The organism is Dellaglioa sp. CoH-56-MRSF-13 (assembly GCF_056782095.1).
Genome location: NZ_JBXAYC010000001.1, coordinates 379334 through 394577, shown reverse-complemented (window position 1 = coordinate 394577; position 15244 = coordinate 379334). Strand labels below are relative to the sequence as shown.

Here is a 15244-nt window from a genome sequence, read left to right as displayed (position 1 = left end):
TGTTCAGTTTTCAAAGATCTACTTGGTTGCTTTTGACAACTTTTATATCATATCAAGGATTTCGTTAATTGTCAAGAACTTTTTTAATTAATTAACTGGTCACATTTGAATTAGTTGTTTACTACTGAAGCAACGTTTATTACTTTACCAAGAATAATCACCTTCGTCAAGCCTTTATTTAAATTAAATCTAAATCAATGAATGTAAACGTGTACATCGTGTTTTATTATTACTTTTACTGCTGAAATAAAAGTAAAAAAAGAGTATTGTCACATAGCGACAATACTCTCATATAATATTATTCATCAAAAATAATCCTATAAAATAATTTAAAAATATTTATTGATTATCATCTGGTCTCATAGTTGGAAATAATAACACATCTCTGATAGATTGTGCATCAGTCATTAACATAACCAACCTATCTATTCCAATTCCTAAACCACCTGTTGGTGGCATACCATATTCGAGTGCTTCAATGAAATCTTCATCGATTCCTTCCGCTTCATCGTTACCATCTTCACGTTCTTCAACTTGGGACTCAAATCGCTCTCTTTGATCAATGGGGTCATTTAACTCAGTAAATGCATTAGCATATTCTGTACCTAAAATATACATTTCAAAACGATCCGTAAATCTTGGATCATCTTCATTTTTCTTTGCTAAAGGCGAAATTTCTAAAGGATGTCCATAAACAAAAGTAGGATCAACAATTGTATCTTCAACAAATTTTTCGAAAAATTCATTAATGATATGGCCAACTTTCCAATATGTTTCATATTTAACATGATGTTCATCTGCCAATTTTTGTGCTTCTTCAACTGACATTTCTTTCCAAAAATCCACTCCAGTTACGGACTTAATAGCATCTACCATATGAACTCTTGCAAATTTTTTATTAAAATCTACTTTTTTTCCATCATATTCAATAATTCCGTCATTTGAAATTACATCTGCGACTGCTTTAAAAATGCCTTCAGTTTCATCCATTACATCATGGAAGTCATAGTATGCAACGTACGTTTCAAGCATTGTAAACTCAGGATTATGTTTTGTATCAATTCCTTCATTACGGAACACTCGACCAATTTCGTATACTTTTTCCATTCCACCAACGATAAGTCGTTTTAAATGTAATTCTAGTGCAATTCTCAAGTATAGTTCAATATCTAACGCATTATGATGTGTTGTAAATGGTTTAGCTGATGCTCCACCTGCTTGGTTATGCAGTACTGGCGTTTCAACCTCAATATATCCATTACCATCTAAATAACGTCTTACAGCTGAAATAATTTGACTACGTTTCATAAATCGATCAAAGCTTTCACGATTTGTGATTAAATCAAGATATCTTTGTCTATAGATTTGTTCTACATTTTGCAAACCATGAAATTTATCTGGTAATGGTCGTAATGCTTTTGATAGGAAAGTAACTTCTGTTGGGCGAATCGTTAATTCACCCATATCTGTTTTCATAACATCACCTGTTATACCAACAAAATCACCAATATCTGAACGTTTAAAGATATGATATGTATCTTCACCTACAACATCTTTACGGACATATAATTGTAAACGTCCATCTTTATCCTGAATATCAGCGAAACTCACTTTACCTTTACCACGTTTAGACATTAATCTACCTGCGATAGTAGCTTGGATATCCATACCATCAAGTTCTTCTTTAGTTAATGCATCATACTTATCATGTAATGCTTTAGTCATGTCTTTACGTTCAAAGCGGTGTCCAAATGGATCGACCCCTGCTTCGCGAAGTTCAACAACTTTTTCACGACGTACCTTTAATTGATCATTCATACTTTGTTCTTGCTTTACCATATTATATCCCTCACTTAATTACATATTTCACTTACTATCATGCCAATTAACCCAATAAAATGCAACTAATTCTATGCTTCTTTTTGCATTAATTTGAATTCACGTTCTTTTGTATCTTCTAAAAATTTATCAAATATCGTTATCATAGTAGCTTCTGAATTTGCTTCATTCAATGCTGCTTTAGCACGAGCTGAACGCGAAATACCTTTTAAGTAGTATGCTGCTTGACTTCTGAATTCTTTAGGTCCAATAACCTCACCCTTTATCTGGCAAAGTGCGTGCAAGTGTTCTTTAGCAACTAAAATTTTATCAGATGCTGAAGGTTCAGCAATGAGTTCACCTGTTTCAAGGTACGTTGCTGTCTGCCTAATCATCCACGGATTTCCTAATGCAGCACGGCCTATCATAACAGCGTCGGCACCGACTTCATCTAACATCTTCTTTGCATCTTGTGGCGTTTTAATATCACCATTACCCATAAAAGGAATTGTTTTTAAATTACTTTTAACTTCATGTAAAATATTCCAATCTGCTTTACCATTATACAACTGGAAACGTGTTCTTCCGTGCATTGCAAGTGCAGCTGCACCACCTTGTTCAGCAGCTAAGGCATTTTCAACTGCTAAAATATGATCTTCGTCCCAGCCTGTTCTCATTTTAACTGTTACCGGAATTGACAGCTCATTAGTAACCGCATCAACCATTTCGTATACTTTATCTGGATCAAGCAACCAACGTGCGCCTGCGTCTGTTTTTGTTACTTTAGGTACAGGGCAACCCATATTAATATCGACTATGTCGGCTGACGTGTGTTCTTCAACAAACTTAGCAGCAGCAACCAATGTTTCCTTATCTCCGCCAAAAATTTGAACGCTAACTGGATGTTCTCTTGGATCTACAAACAACATGCTCAACGTTTTTTTATTTCTAAATTGGATTCCTTTATCAGAAATCATTTCACAAACTACTAATCCAGCACCAAAATCCTTACAAATCATTCTGAATGCCGCATTTGTTACACCTGCCATAGGTGCAACAACTACTTGATTAGGAATTAATATATCGCCAATTTTCCATTCCATTCTATTCACCTCATCGTTTTTTACACTTACTATTGTTTAGTATCATAACACAAATCATATATTGATAAAATTTATTTAGCTGAACCCTCTAATAATTTCATTAATTCATTTTCAGAATATTGATATCGATTTCCACAAAAACGACAAACAGCTTCGGCACCATGATCCAATTCGATCATTTCAGTGATATCGCTTTTTGGCAAACTAGCTAATGAACCGTAAAATTTATCTTTTGAACAATCACATTCGAACGCAACTGGCATTGTATCCAAGATATTAACATTTTCTTTACCAAACATCAGATATATAATATCTTCTGGCGTTTTACCATCTCTTAGCAATTCTGAAATCATAGGCATTTCTGCTAATTTTTTTTCTAAATTATCGATAACTTCATCAGTTGCGCCAGGCATTACTTGAATCATAAACCCACCGGCCACTTCGATTGTATTGTCCGTGTTCACAAATACAGATAATCCAACTGATGATGGAATCTGCTCTGATTTAGCTAAATAGTAAGTAAAGTCTTCGCCAAGTTCACCTGAAACCAATGGGACTTGTCCCGTAAACGGTTCCTTCATACCCATATCTTTTGTTACTGCCATTGATCCAGTTGTTCCAACGGCACCTTTAACATCAATTTTATTTTTTTCATTTAATGGTAAATGAACGTGGGGTTCACTCAGATATCCTTTAACTGTTCCATCAGCGTTACCATCAATTACGATAGCACCAACTGGCCCATCACCATTAATTTTAACGGTCATTTTTTCATCGGCTGACAATGTAGATGTACTTAGTAATAATGTTCCTATTAGGCTCCGCCCAAGTGCAGCTGATGCTGCGCTCCATGTGTCATGTCTCCTTTGTGCTTCAGCAACCGTATTTGTCGCAGTAACAGCATATACTCTTAATTTACCGTCAAAGGCCAAACTTTTTACAAGATAATCTTTCATTCGTTTTCTCCTTAAATAATTCATTTTAGACCAACAAGAACTCCGATAGATAATCCATCGGAGTTCTTAAGTAACGATTATTTATCGTCTTTATTCACTTTGGGGTAAAAAACAACCGTTTTAGATAAATCAACTTCATCTGTTTCTTCAGCTATTTTTTTTGCATCTTTACGTTCTAATTCTTTTTTTGTTGCTTCAAAAGAACCATCTTTTTCACTCGGAAATTCATTTGCATCGTCTTTTTCTGGCATTTTGCCATCTTCGAACAAGCTTAAAATTTCTTTTTCATCAAGTGTTTCAAATTCTAATAACTTATCAGCAATCAATTTATGCTGTTCTCTATGTGCTTCAATAATTTCTTTAGCAAGTTTCATACCTTCTTCAGATAGACGACGAACCTCAGAATCAATAATGTCAGCCGTATTGCTTGAGTAAGCAGCACTTGGTTGACCTGAACCACCAGCGAACATTTGGCTATTGCCTTCTAATTGAACAGGTCCGAGTTTTTCACTCATTCCATATTCAGTAACCATTGAGCGAGCCATTTGTGTTGCTTGTTGGAAATCGTTTGATGCGCCTGAAGATTGTTCATTGTAAACAATTTCTTCAGCTGCACGTCCACCCATTAATCCAGCAATTTGTTCACTCATATCTTTTTTAGACAATAACATTTGATCTTCTTTTGGTAACATGATTGCGTAACCGCCAGCACGACCTCGAGGGACAATTGTTACTTTGTGAACAACTCTAGCATCATTTAGGACTAATCCAACAATTGTATGTCCGGCTTCATGGAATGCAACTGTTTGACGTTCTTTTTCATTAATCGTACGATCACGTTTTGCTGGTCCCGCAATAACACGATCCTCAGCTTCATCCATATCGCTTGCATCAATTTTTGATTTATTACGACGAGCAGCTAATAATGCAGCTTCATTTAAAAGATTTTCTAAATCAGCACCAACAAATCCAGGTGTCTGCTTAGCAATAACTTTTAAATCAACATCAGATGCTAACGGTTTGTTTTTTGCATGAACATTAAGAATAGCCTCACGACCCTTAACATCTGGGCGACCTACTAAAACTTTACGATCAAAACGACCAGGACGTAAAAGTGCTGGATCCAGAACATCCGAACGGTTAGTAGCTGCAATTACAATCACACCTTCTGTACCCGTAAATCCATCCATTTCAACAAGTAATTGGTTCAATGTTTGTTCACGTTCATCATTACCGCCACCTGTACCAGAGCCACGACGACGTCCGACAGCATCAATTTCATCAATAAAGATAATTGATGGTGCAGTTTTCTTAGCATTTTCGAACAAATCACGTACACGACTTGCCCCAACACCGACAAACATTTCTACGAAATCAGAACCGGAAATTGAATAAAATGGTACTTCAGCTTCACCAGCTACTGCTTTTGCGAGTAAAGTTTTACCAGTACCAGGAGGTCCCTCTAGGAGAACACCTGATGGGATTCGAGCGCCTAAATCAGCAAATTTGCGTGGTGATTTTAAGAATTCAACAACTTCAACAAGTTCTTGCTTTTCTTCTTCTGCACCGGCAACATCAGCAAAACGAACTTTATTATCTTTTTTCTCGGAAGGTTTTGTTTTTGATTTACCAAAGTTCATCACCTTACCGCCACCACCGCCACCTTGTCCTGCTTGTCCCATCATAAGATAGAAAAAGCCGACCATTAATACAAGTGGAATAACCGTAATTGCTAATTGCAACCAGATACTATCTGATTGTTCTTCTTTTGTATCCATTTTTGTCTTTGTTGCTTCAGATGATTTCAAAATTTGTGCCATATTTGAATCATTTTGAATAACTGTTGACGTAAAGTTTTTAACTTTTGTTGTTTTCTTTGAAGCTGGAATTAATGAGAACCCAGTATCCTTGCTCTTTTCTGTTTGAGCTTTCTTATAAGTCCCTGTTATTTTGTAGACACCACCTGATGGTTGAATATCAAATGATTTCACTTGGTTTGATTGTAATTTTGAGACAAATTCACTTGATTGAATTTCTTGTGTTTCCGTTTTGCTGTTTCCATCAAAAAAGAAGTACATTACACCCATTATCCCAAGCATGATAACTATGTAAAATAAACTATTTTTAAAAAGTCCATTTTTAGGATTGTTTTTCATATCTACTCTCCTGCCCGTTTTTCTTTATTTTTATTTCAACTATCGTTTGAATAGGATACACTATATCACAATTGACATTCTTTGACCATTATTTTACTCTGTATAAATTTCAGGTTTCAAGACGCCAATATATGGTAAGTTCCTATATTTTTCAGCATAATCTAATCCATAACCAACTACAAATTCATTTGGAACTTCAAATCCTGCATAATCAACGTTAACAGTCACTTTACGACCTTCTGGTTTGTCCAACAACGAACAAACCTTAACAGATTTTACATTTCTATTGTTAAACAGATCGATTAAGTAAGCTAAAGTTTGTCCTGTATCCACGATATCTTCAACAATAATCACATCTCTGCCTTTAACATCAATATCTAAATCTTTGATAATCTTAATCTCACCAGTTGATACGGTACCATCCCCATAGCTCGAAACATTCATAAAATCAACTTCTGCATAATCTGCAACATTTTTAGCAATGTCAGCCATAAAAAGATAGGCGCCCTTTAATATACAAACAAGCAATGGATTTTTGCCTTGATAATCAGCGGTAATCTGTTTTCCTAATCGCCGAGTAACATCTTGAATTTCTTGCTCACTGTAAAGAACTTTTTTGATATCTTCATCCATACACTTTAGCCTCTTCCCTGACCTTGTTTTTTTAAAACGATTATGTCTTGTATTTTATCAGTTTCAACGGTGTCTGACAATTGAGATTTTTTATAATTTATTAACCAAATGATTCGCTTAGTATTAGTTTCTAATACCCAAGCCTGATTACGGTCATTACTACTTATTTTTTGATCAATAAATATTTTTTTTATTTTTTGTTTTGCACTATTTCCTATGTCGATATAATCGCCTGGCAACCGATGTCTCAAGCTAAGCCCCTCTTCAACAATAGAGTGATCAACCATCATATAATCTTTTATAGTTACTTCATCTAGATTAATCTCTTCAGCTTTAAATACGCCAATTTTTTCATTATTATTTAAATTAACCCATGAATTCATACCGAGTATTATTTTTTCAGAAGTACTTTCAATTATTTTCTCTTTTTGAATGAAATCCATGTACTCATATTTTTTAACAAATAATTGATCATCACCTAAATTAAGTTCACCCTGTGGTTTTTTTTCATTCAGCAGTAACTGGCTAATTTGCTGTATTTGGTCTTCTTTTAAGAAAACACCATGTTCTTCAGCGATTTTTTTCAATATCGGCTTTTGCCACCTTGTTTCCAACGTGGTCCACATTTTTATTTTAAATCCTGAAGCATATTTGATTTCTTTTATTTTTTCACTAATTGCTTCATCTGCTAAATCTAATAGGTTCGTTAACTGATCTGCATAACTTTGTGCATGCTTAATTACTTGTTTATTATTTTCAAGCATTTTCGGTATAATTTCTTTTCTAACTCGATTTCTAAAAAAATCACTTAATTGATTCGTTTCATCTTCAAAAAAAACAATGTTTTCATGCTTTGCGTACTGCCGAATAGCCTGTTTTGTGAACAAAAGTAACGGTCTAACTAACATCCCTGGTCCAAATGATCTAGTTTGACTGATACCCGTTAACTGTCTGATATCTCCGCCACGAATTCCTTTCATAACAAGTGTTTCGAGCTGGTCATCTGCTTGATGCGCTGTCATTAACGTTGCATAAGTTTCTGATACCATTATTTGCTCAAAAAAATCATATCTCATTTTGCGCGCTGCATTTTCAATACCATTTAATCCATGTTCATGTACTGGCCAAACTTTTTTATATAATTTAAATTGATGATCTAGACAATACTTTTCGATGAACTCAGTTTCAATACGGCTCTGCTCTCTTAATTGATGGTCAATGTAGGCAACGCCTATCTCAGGCCGGATTTCATCTGGTAATCGTTGCAACAAATCCATGAGGACCATTGAATCAACACCTGTTGAAACAGCAACCAGAATTTTTTCAGGACTACCAAGTAGCCGATATTGAGCCTCAAATCTTGTATTCAGCAAAACTTTTCTCCTTTTTTCATTAAAAAAAGAGTGGTTTAAAATTTTCATTTCAACCACTCATCTTTAAAATTCGTTATTAATTACGTCGGCCACCACGGCCACCGCGCTTACCTTCAGTACTTCTCTTTAATGAAACTAACCGATCTTCACTATCTTTCAAAAAGCCTGACAACAATGAATCGAAGTCATCTTTTTGAGGTTCAACTTTTTTAGTCTGATAGCGATTCTTACCACCATTTGATGGACGAGAACCAGTCGATGCGCGAGTATCTTTATTAAATGTTTTCTGTGGACGAGATTTTGTTTCTGTTACTTGAGGCTTATCAACAGCTTTTCGTATTGATAAACTTATCTTACCATCGTCGCCAATGGATAAAACTTTAACTGTGACTTCATCCCCAACAGTTAGTGCATCATGAATATCTTTGATGAATCCATCAGAAACTTCACTAATATGTACTAATCCTGTTTTTCTGTCACCCAAATCAATAAATGCACCGAAATTTGTAATTCCTGAAACTTTACCTGAAACTTTCTCTCCGACTTCAATAGACATAAAAAAGTTGTTCCTCCTTAGATATATATACCATACTAGTATACCACGCTATAAACCTTGATACAAAGTTAAATCACGGGTAATTCTATCCCTGATTGATTAGTTTTTTAAATTTGCTTTATCACTAGGAAAACTATAGACAGTTTCACCTTTTTTAGAGAAATAATATTTTTCACGAATTAATTTTAATAAATAATCGTTATCATTTAATTGTTTAATTTGAAATTTAAGATCTTTTTGATTTGCTTTAGCTTTTTTTAATTTCGTTTGTTCAACTGCTGTTTCTTGCTTATAATGTGCAACCTTAAGCTTGGTTGAAATTAACTGTACGCTAAAGAAAATGATTATAATTATTAAAACAGCTCCTAATCCAATCATACGGCGGCGGTGAATAGTTACCAATCGTTGATCTTTTTTTCTTTCTGTTTTATTAGCTTTCATAAAATCATTATCTAAAAATTTAATTTTCGATTTATTATCGGCCATCTTGTCTCCTAACCCAATAAAGGACTCCAATTAAAAATCGATAATTATCGACTTTCTTCTGTATAAACTTCAGAAACAACTTCATATAAATCAATTGATTCTGCTTTTTTCGTTGTTTCTTTAAGCGCCATAACTCGAACAGTCAGCGTTTTATTACCAAATTGGATTGTTAACTCATCCCCAACAACAACATCTGTTGAAGATTTTGCCATTTTATCATTAATCATAATTCGACCCTTATCTGCAATTTCTTTTGCAACTGTACGACGTTTAATAATACGTGACACTTTTAAAAATTTATCTAATCTCATTAGTTAATCCCCTTTATTTATCTTATAAATTTTTTTAAAATACGTTTTCCAAATGGAAAGCTTAGCCATTCTCGAATCGAAAATAATTCCCATTTAACTGCTAAACCACCAAATATTCCAGCACCAATAGATCCAGAAACGAGCGCTATAATGCCACTCAACAATCGCTTGTCATTCGTCCAATTAATTAACTGATTATCTAATAAATAAACCACAATTCCCATAATTACACAAATTAAAGTTAATTTCATCATAAATTTGGGATCAATTAGTAACTGTCTAATCTCACTGGGTGACATAACCCACATGGCAATTAATACAAGTAATAAACTTAAGATTGTCGCAATACTTGCTCCAACTGTTCCTAATATAGAAACTAGGTAAAAATTAATACTCATTTTAAGTAACAATCCGATAATCAAAGCAATGACTGACGTACGATACAATCCCAGACTCTGTAGGACGCTGTTGTATGTTCCAATAACTGCTGCTAAGAAAATACTAAACATATAAACCGATAATGTACCATTTTGAAGTTGATCCCCAAATAAAGATTGGTTAACAAGTGGCATAACAGCAATCAGTCCGATGGTTGCCGCCATCGATAACGCCACCGTTATGTGCACTAACATCCCAGCATATCGTTGAAAATCCTTTTTTCGGTTTTCACGACGGGCCGAAGCCAGAGATGGCAATAACATCGAAGAGAACCCAACAGAAATAACTAGTCCAAGTTGTACTAAAGGCTGTGCACGGTCATAGACTCCTTTTAACGATTTTGCAATATTATTTGAATAACCAAAGTGCACTAATCCGTTTTTCACTGTGAATGAATCAACTAATTGTAATAGCACCATCATTGCTGCAAATAGACAGATGATAAGACCCTCCGAAAATAATTTTTTAGAGGTTATCAGTAATCTTTGCCAGTTTGTTTGAAGCCTAGTCTTCCTAAATTCAACCCTGTAAAAGTGAATAAAAGAAACACTTGCGCCAATAGCACCAATAGTTGCCCCAAACATTGCCCATGCTCCCATCGAATATAATGACATATTATTTTCAACCGCAATGTATGCCGCTAAAATAATGAGTCCAACACGTAATAGTTGTTCAACAACTTGGGAGACAGCAGTTTTGTTCATTTCAAAAATACCTTGATAATAACCACGTCCCACTGCTAAAACAGGTAAAAATAAGAACATAAATGAAACACTTTTAATTAAGCCTGCTAACTGTCCATCACCCATAGCTGTCGCAATCCATGAAGCTCCTAATTGTAAGCCAGAAAAGATAACTAAACTAAATATACTTAAAACAATAAATATATCATGAGACAATTTTATTTTATCTTCTTTCGAAGGCTCTTCAGCAATTAACTTACTAATGTAGACGGGAAATCCAGTCAAAGCAAAAGTCATCCCTATCCCATAAATAGGATAAACTTGCTGATAAATATAGAAGCCCGTATCTCCGACTAAATTTTGGAATGGCACTCGGTAAATGGCACTCAAAATCTTGGCAATTAGTGAGGCAATCGATAGAATCATTGCACCACGCATTAAATGTCTAAGTTGCTTATTTCCCATATCATTTCGATTCCTTTTTTATTAGTTAGCTGCAGTCACTGACCCAACGGATTCGCTTAACGCTTGAATAAAGTTTTGTAATTCAATCAACCAGTCAGTCTCAGTCATCTTAGGTTGAATCACTAAAATCACACGCATTTGTTTGCCCTGAGTTTTTAATGACGCTTTTAATTTTGTTGCTGATAATGCCATGAAAATTGCTTCCGTACCCAGCAATGTCGTTCCTTTTTCTGAAACAGAAACAATTAACTGGTCTTTATCTTTTTTAATTTTATCAACTAATGCCTTATCGGCAAATAATTTAAGTAAGCCAATTTCCATTAAGTTATTCACTTCAGTTGGAAATTCGCCGAAACGATCAATTAAATCACCTTGTACTTCCAAATATTGATCATAATTATCAAGCTGTCGAATACGTTTATAAATTTCAATTTTTTGACGCTGATCATCAATGTAAGATGATGGTAAATAAGCTTCAATATTAATGTCAATTTCAGAATCTGATTTAGGCTCAGCTTTTTTACCTTGTTTTTTATTCACAGCTTCTGTCAACATCTGTGTATATAAATCATATCCAACAGAATCAATGAAACCATGTTGTTGTCGGCCCAATAGATTTCCTGCTCCACGAATAGATAAATCTCGCATAGCAATTTTAAATCCAGAACCCAATTCGGTGAAGTCTTTGATTGCTTCTAAGCGTTTTTCGCTCACTTCAGTCAAAACCTTATTAGGTTTATACATAAAGTAGGCATACGCAATTCGACTACTACGACCAACACGACCACGTAACTGGTAAAGTTGCGCCAATCCCATGTGGTCAGCATTTTCGACAAATAATGTATTAGCATTAGAAATATCTACGCCCGTTTCAATAATTGTCGTTGTTACCAACACATCATAGACACCTTGAATGAAATCATACAAGACATTTTCTAATTGATTTTCAGTCATTTGACCATGGATATACGCGACACTAGCTTCAGGAACCATAATCTCAATTTCTGAAACTACTTTTTCAATATCTTCAACTCGATTATGCAAATAAAAAACTTGTCCACCACGTTGAAGTTCACGTTGTATTCCATCTCGAATAGTTCCACCATTTTGTTCCATTACATAAGTTTGAATTGGGTAACGGTTCAATGGTGCCGTTTCAATTACTGATAAATCGCGAACCCCAAGCATCGACATATTAAGTGTCCTTGGGATTGGCGTTGCCGTTAACGTTAAGACGTCCACTTGTGACTTAAACTCTTTGAGTCGTTCTTTATGTTTCACACCAAACCGTTGCTCTTCATCAACAATTAACAATCCTAAATCAGCAAATTGAATATCTTTCGATAAAATTCGATGTGTCCCAACGACAATATCTAATGCACCACTAGCCATTTTATCAGTTGTTTCTTTAAGTTGTTTCTTTGTTCTAAAACGAGATAAAATCCCAATTTCAACTGGAAATCCTTCGAATCGATTAATCATTGTTTCGTAATGTTGTTGCGCTAACACCGTTGTAGGCACTAATAAAGCAACCTGTTTATTATCTTGAATGGCTTTAAAAGCGGCACGTAACGCGACTTCTGTTTTCCCAAAACCTACATCACCAATCAATAAACGATCCATTGGTTTCTTTTGTTCCATATCGTGCTTAATTTCATTTGAACTTCTAATTTGATCTTCAGTTTCAGAGTATGGAAATGCATTTTCAAATTCCATCTGATAATCGTTGTCCTTTGAAAATTGAAATCCAACTTCTGCTTCACGTTCAGCATACAATGCAACTAAATCATCAGCAATATCTTCAATTTTAGCAGCAACTTTATTTTTCGTTTTGGTCCATTCAGTACCACCCAATTTGTTAATTCTAGGTGACTTAGATTCAGAAGAAACATACTTTTGAACCATGTTTAATTGGGTTACTGGAATAAATAATTTAGCTTCATCCCGATAAGAAATTGTCATATAATCTTGATGTTTACCATCGACTTCTAATGTTTCCATTCCAATAAACTGTCCAATACCATGATTAACATGGACCACATAGTCTCCTGGTTTCAAATCTTGATAACTTTTAAGGCGTTCTGCATTCGCTAATGTTTGGCGTTTTGGACGTTTTTTAGTGACTTTGTTAAACATTTCATGTTCTGTCACAACAACTAAGTTTGCCATTGGCAATTCAAATCCAGCTTGTAAGTTACCTTCTACTACCTGAACTTTTCCTAACTGTAGGCTATCCAAAGTCGTCATGATAGAAGGAATCTCAAAATCATCCAAGGTTTGTGAGACTTTATCAAGTCGCTCTTTATCTTGAACCATAACAATAATAGTCTGTTTCTTTTTTAACCAACGATCCATTTCTGTTTTAAGTAATGGCATTTGGCTAAAAAATTGTTGCATGGCATGTCCTGGTACATCAATCAATTGATTAAATTTGAGGTGACCCATTCCTTTTTGAAAATGAGCCAGAAATAATTCAGCATGCGATTCATTTTTCAATAAATCTCGTAATTCAAATCCAAAAACACTTGTAGACAAAACTTGATGTGTTTTTAACTTATCTGCCATCCAGTTATCTTCATCTAGTTTAAGCGTCTTTTCAGCTTCTAATAATCTCGGATAATCGTCCATTACAATTAAACCATTGCTACCCAAGTAATCTAACAGACTTGTTTTACCTTGATAAATAATATCGCTAAATAATAAATGTTCCGGAGCTAAGCGTCCTTTTTCAAAATCACTCATAAGCGGCATAATATTTGATTCTAATCGCTCTTGATCATCATTATCTAATCGCTTATATTCAACACCATACGCTTTTTTTAATGTTTGACTAGCTTCCAATAGCATAGCGTCAGTCGCAATAAAATCTGTCGCGGGTATAATTTGAATCTGGTCCACATTCTCTAAGCTTCGTTGATTAGTCACATCAAAATAACGTAATGAATCTATTTCCGTATCAAATAAATCTAGTCTAATTGGGTTTTCTACGGTCAATGGGTAAATATCCAAGATAGAACCACGTACAGCAAAATCCCCAGGACGTTCAACCAACTTTTGACGTTGATAGCCCATCGTAAAGAGTTGAGTTTCCGTGGCTTTCAAATCAATATCTTTTCCAACAGCTAAGTTTAATGTTGCTTGTTTCCACGTTGAAACAGGTGCTAGAAAACGTCGTAACCCCGAGATTGATGTTACAACAATCTTTGGTGTTCCTTCTAATAGAGCCTGAAGCGTTTGGACACGTTCACTTTTAGATTCTGGTGAACTTGTTGCCAGTTCTGCAGCTAATAATTCTTCAACTGGGAATGTAAGCACATCTTCTTCATTAATAAAGTTAGTTAAATCTTCATTTAATTGTGTTGCATGAAATAAATTATCTGTCACAACCAACATAGATTTTTTTTTATCTTTAAAAATAGTAGCTAACATCAATGTTTTAGCTGAACCCGTTAGTCCAGTTAACAATTGTCTTGTATTAGGTTCAATATTTGTTAGCCAGTTATCTACACCAGGAACAGTCTGCATCATTGCTTCTAAATTCATTATTCTACCCTTTACCCTTTTCTAAACAGCTTTTTCTTATTTATGGTTATACTTGTTCATCGTATTCATAAAATCATCTGTTTCCAACCAATCCTCAATTGCTAAAGTTGCTGTATTGATTGCATCACCTAAGTCTTTTTCTTGGTTTTTAGAAAATTTCGTTAATACCCAATCTACGACAGAAACTTTGTCTGGATGGTCAATACCAATTTTAATACGTTTAAATTCCTGTGTTCCTGTATGTGCGATAATGCTTTTCAAACCATTATGTCCGCCTGCTGATCCTTTTTGACGTAATCGAATCCGACCAACTTCTAAATCAAGATCATCGTTCACAATAAGGATGTCTGAAACATCAATTTTATAGAAATCCATCAACGGTCTAACAGCTCGACCTGAATCATTCATATAAGTAGATGGTTTAACTAAGACAATTTTTTCACCATTTAAATTAAACGATGCCACTTGCGCTTCATACTTGCTAGATCCAAAATCGGCATTATGTTGTTTTGCAAATACATCTACTGTAGCGAATCCGACATTGTGTCTTGTTCCATCATACTTTTGCCCAATATTTCCTAAACCGACTATCATTTTCATTTTAATTTCTCCTTTAAATAAACGCAAACATCTGGGCAAGTTTATTCAACTTACCCAGCATTTCGACCCTATTCTTTTCTTTCAACTATTATACCATACTCGATTTATGAAAATTTTGTGAAA

Annotated in this window: 12 protein-coding genes; all 12 read right to left on the bottom strand. The window is 34.6% G+C overall.

The features are described from left to right. Positions 1 to 339 precede the first annotated feature (339 nt). A complete protein-coding gene (gene lysS / locus AC1RP1_RS01820; RefSeq protein ID WP_481760847.1) occupies positions 340 to 1839 on the bottom strand; it encodes a lysine--tRNA ligase in 1500 nt (499 codons plus the stop codon). A 71-nt stretch (positions 1840 to 1910) separates the two neighbouring features. Further along, the gene (dusB, locus tag AC1RP1_RS01815) at positions 1911 to 2921 is read right to left on the bottom strand and encodes a tRNA dihydrouridine synthase DusB (RefSeq protein WP_481760848.1); all 1011 of its coding nucleotides are present in this window, start codon (positions 2919 to 2921) and stop codon (positions 1911 to 1913) included. Positions 2922 to 2992: 71 nt separating this feature from the next. Next, a complete protein-coding gene (hslO, locus tag AC1RP1_RS01810) occupies positions 2993 to 3877 on the bottom strand; it encodes an Hsp33 family molecular chaperone HslO (protein ID WP_481760849.1) in 885 nt (294 codons plus the stop codon). Positions 3878 to 3954: 77 nt separating this feature from the next. Beyond that, on the bottom strand, positions 3955 to 6033 hold the full coding sequence (gene ftsH / locus AC1RP1_RS01805) for an ATP-dependent zinc metalloprotease FtsH (RefSeq protein WP_409021575.1): 2079 nt from the start codon (positions 6031 to 6033) through the stop codon (positions 3955 to 3957). A gap of 93 nt (positions 6034 to 6126) precedes the next feature. Beyond that, positions 6127 to 6666 carry a hypoxanthine phosphoribosyltransferase gene (gene hpt, locus AC1RP1_RS01800; protein ID WP_409021576.1) on the bottom strand — a complete coding sequence of 180 codons (540 nt, stop codon included), beginning with the start codon at positions 6664 to 6666 and terminating at the stop codon, positions 6127 to 6129. 5 nt (positions 6667 to 6671) lie between these two features. Continuing rightward, positions 6672 to 8039, bottom strand: a complete 1368-nt coding sequence (tilS, locus tag AC1RP1_RS01795; protein WP_481760850.1) for a tRNA lysidine(34) synthetase TilS — start codon at positions 8037 to 8039, stop codon at positions 6672 to 6674. Positions 8040 to 8115: 76 nt separating this feature from the next. Beyond that, a complete protein-coding gene (locus AC1RP1_RS01790; RefSeq protein ID WP_481760851.1) occupies positions 8116 to 8595 on the bottom strand; it encodes a S1 domain-containing RNA-binding protein in 480 nt (159 codons plus the stop codon). 99 nt (positions 8596 to 8694) lie between these two features. Continuing rightward, complete coding sequence (locus AC1RP1_RS01785) at positions 8695 to 9081, bottom strand: FtsB family cell division protein (RefSeq protein WP_481760852.1); 387 nt, start codon at positions 9079 to 9081, stop codon at positions 8695 to 8697. Between the two features lie 44 nt (positions 9082 to 9125). Further along, positions 9126 to 9392: an RNA-binding S4 domain-containing protein gene (locus tag AC1RP1_RS01780; protein ID WP_481760853.1), complete on the bottom strand. Its 267-nt coding sequence runs from the start codon at positions 9390 to 9392 to the stop codon at positions 9126 to 9128. Between the two features lie 17 nt (positions 9393 to 9409). Next, positions 9410 to 10978, bottom strand: coding sequence for a putative polysaccharide biosynthesis protein (locus AC1RP1_RS01775; RefSeq protein WP_481760854.1), 1569 nt, complete (start codon positions 10976 to 10978; stop codon positions 9410 to 9412). A 21-nt stretch (positions 10979 to 10999) separates the two neighbouring features. Beyond that, positions 11000 to 14521, bottom strand: coding sequence for a transcription-repair coupling factor (gene mfd, locus AC1RP1_RS01770; RefSeq protein ID WP_481760855.1), 3522 nt, complete (start codon positions 14519 to 14521; stop codon positions 11000 to 11002). Between the two features lie 36 nt (positions 14522 to 14557). Beyond that, a complete protein-coding gene (gene pth / locus AC1RP1_RS01765; RefSeq protein ID WP_409021584.1) occupies positions 14558 to 15121 on the bottom strand; it encodes an aminoacyl-tRNA hydrolase in 564 nt (187 codons plus the stop codon). Positions 15122 to 15244: the final 123 nt, after the last annotated feature.

What these genes read in the sequence shown, in the direction of transcription:
- hpt (WP_409021576.1), bottom strand. Translation starts at nt 6,666, where the DNA reads ATGGATGAAGATATCAAAAAAGTTCTTTACAGTGAGCAAGAAATTCAA.
- ftsH (WP_409021575.1), bottom strand. Translation starts at nt 6,033, where the DNA reads ATGAAAAACAATCCTAAAAATGGACTTTTTAAAAATAGTTTATTTTAC.
- pth (WP_409021584.1), bottom strand. Translation starts at nt 15,121, where the DNA reads ATGAAAATGATAGTCGGTTTAGGAAATATTGGGCAAAAGTATGATGGA.
- hslO (WP_481760849.1), bottom strand. Translation starts at nt 3,877, where the DNA reads ATGAAAGATTATCTTGTAAAAAGTTTGGCCTTTGACGGTAAATTAAGA.
- AC1RP1_RS01790 (WP_481760851.1), bottom strand. Translation starts at nt 8,595, where the DNA reads ATGTCTATTGAAGTCGGAGAGAAAGTTTCAGGTAAAGTTTCAGGAATT.
- AC1RP1_RS01780 (WP_481760853.1), bottom strand. Translation starts at nt 9,392, where the DNA reads ATGAGATTAGATAAATTTTTAAAAGTGTCACGTATTATTAAACGTCGT.
- dusB (WP_481760848.1), bottom strand. Translation starts at nt 2,921, where the DNA reads ATGGAATGGAAAATTGGCGATATATTAATTCCTAATCAAGTAGTTGTT.
- lysS (WP_481760847.1), bottom strand. Translation starts at nt 1,839, where the DNA reads ATGGTAAAGCAAGAACAAAGTATGAATGATCAATTAAAGGTACGTCGT.
- AC1RP1_RS01785 (WP_481760852.1), bottom strand. Translation starts at nt 9,081, where the DNA reads ATGGCCGATAATAAATCGAAAATTAAATTTTTAGATAATGATTTTATG.
- mfd (WP_481760855.1), bottom strand. Translation starts at nt 14,521, where the DNA reads ATGAATTTAGAAGCAATGATGCAGACTGTTCCTGGTGTAGATAACTGG.
- AC1RP1_RS01775 (WP_481760854.1), bottom strand. Translation starts at nt 10,978, where the DNA reads ATGGGAAATAAGCAACTTAGACATTTAATGCGTGGTGCAATGATTCTA.